Source organism: Motilimonas pumila, from assembly GCF_003596335.1.
In the GTDB taxonomy this organism is placed as follows: Bacteria; Pseudomonadota; Gammaproteobacteria; order Enterobacterales; family CBDFNC01; genus Motilimonas; species Motilimonas pumila.
Genome location: NZ_QZCH01000132.1, coordinates 1 through 722, shown reverse-complemented (window position 1 = coordinate 722; position 722 = coordinate 1). Strand labels below are relative to the sequence as shown.

Here is a 722-nt window from a genome sequence, read left to right as displayed (position 1 = left end):
AACCCGCGAATATCAGCAAGGTCAACCGCCGAACTTTCTTGCCAAAGGTGCACTCACTTAAGTTTCTCTCCCATGCCGAACATTTTTGGTAGGGATAGTCACGCGCTCGTTGACAGTGGGAATCATATCAACGCCCGGCTCAACTGCCGGAGGCTACTGGTGGCTTTTGTACGGTTTTTTGCACAAAAGGTGACAGTGGCCTGAGGTCAGATTGCAGCCGCTTGTTATGCATTTACTCACCTTCTAAGTCTTCCACAAAACTCGGAATATCAATGAGGTTTTTTACATACTCTTCTTCCGGCTTTGGCCCAGGGTACTCCCAAACACAAACTATCAATTGCGTTAAAGTTGGAATTAGGTCTACGTAATAGCCCTCAAAGATTGATGCCTTAACTCTGCCTTCAATCTCGCTCTCTGAAATATTAAAGTAATCACCTCGCTCCCTACCATGGTAAGGGCAAATTATTATTTCAGATAAGTCCCTATCCTCGATTAAATTTTGAGCATCTTTTATCAGGCGTTCTACTTGATCTTCCATATTCTCAATACTCAATTGATGCATAGACATAATGATTCCCTGTGCACAGTGTCGACCTCCTGCGTTTATCGTGGGTTAGCTCGGCCAGTGCCACACTGTTAGGTAACCGCCATAACAGATACAGGAGATCGACATGAATAACCCTAGCACCCTTTTTATCGGCCTGGACGTACACAAAGAAACC

At 44.9% G+C, this 722-nt stretch carries 1 protein-coding gene; it reads right to left on the bottom strand.

Translation table 11 applies throughout. From position 1 onward, the window contains the following. Positions 1 to 232: 232 nt before the first annotated feature. On the bottom strand, positions 233 to 568 hold the full coding sequence (locus D1Z90_RS20880; RefSeq protein ID WP_147378828.1) for a hypothetical protein: 336 nt from the start codon (positions 566 to 568) through the stop codon (positions 233 to 235). Positions 569 to 722: the final 154 nt, after the last annotated feature.

Coding starts and splice junctions, on each gene's coding strand:
- D1Z90_RS20880 (WP_147378828.1), bottom strand. CDS start 568: ATGTCTATGCATCAATTGAGTATTGAGAATATGGAAGATCAAGTAGAA.